At 62.5% G+C, this 1,059-nt stretch carries 1 protein-coding gene; it reads right to left on the reverse strand.

The genetic code is table 11. The features are described 5' to 3' along the window. The coding region (locus BANT918_RS17135) for an IS256 family transposase (RefSeq protein WP_101621258.1) at positions 1 to 1,006 on the reverse strand (1,006 nt) is incomplete at its 3' end. Between the last annotated feature and the right edge of the window lie 53 nt (positions 1,007 to 1,059).

Raw genomic sequence — 1,059 nt, forward strand, 5'->3', positions numbered from 1 at the left:
GCATAGACGCGAACGCCGTCAAGTCCGGTAGCGCAGCATCGAGCATGTCGGCGATGGCGGGAAACGACGCCCGCAGACTCTCAGCGACTTGCTTGTACTGGGCAATGACGGACTCGGCTGTGGTCTGGGCGAAGATCGTTGAGATCAACGCGTTGACCGGCTTCGAGTGCGCACTGCCAAGGCGCTGGGTGACGTTACGGGCGAAGTGGACTCGACACCGCTGCCACCCAGCACCGGGCAGGATCGCTTTGACCGCGGCCTTGATCCCCGAATGAGCATCAGAGATCACCAGCGCGACACCTTCGGGATCGGTCTCGGTGCTGACTTTCAGCCCCCGCTCACGCAGCCCACGCAGGACTTGTGTCCAGAAGTCCGTGGACTCGGCATCTCCGACACTCATGGTCAGGATCTCCCGCCTGCCCTGTGATGAGACTCCCGTGACCACAGCCACGGCCTGAGACACGACACGACCCCGGTGGCGGACATCGACATAGGTGGCGTCGACGAAGAGGTAGGGAAACCACGTGTGATCGAGTCGACGGGCCAGGAACTCGGCCACTGCCTCGTCGATGTCGGCACAGATCCGCGACACCGTCGACCGAGAGATCCCGGACTCGTTGCCCAAAGCACGCACAAGGTCATCGACCTTCCTCGTCGAGACTCCGTCGATCCAGGCCTGGCAGATGACGGCGTAGAGGGCCTTATCGACCCGCCGACGGGGATTGAGCAGGGACGGGAAGAACGAGCCTTTCCGTAGCTTCGGGATCGCCAGGTCGACTTCTCCCGAGGGAGTTGCCAGGGTCTTCTTCCGCGACCCGTTACGGCGTGTTGAACGGTCTTCGCTGCGTTCGTAGCGGGCGGCACCGATCGTGGCGGTGGCTTCGGCTTCGATGAGGTCCTGGAGGCCAGCTTGGAGCATTTGCCTAAACACGTCGGAGTGGGCGAGGTCAGGGTCGGTCAGGACTTGGTTGATCAGGGTCGACACGGCAGAATTGGGGTCAGCCATCGTGGGATGCCTTTCGTGAGGTTCTTGGCGGAACTACTAGCGGGATCCCACGA

It is taken from the genome of Brevibacterium antiquum CNRZ 918, from assembly GCF_900169145.1.
In the GTDB taxonomy this organism is placed as follows: domain Bacteria; phylum Actinomycetota; class Actinomycetes; order Actinomycetales; family Brevibacteriaceae; genus Brevibacterium; species Brevibacterium koreense.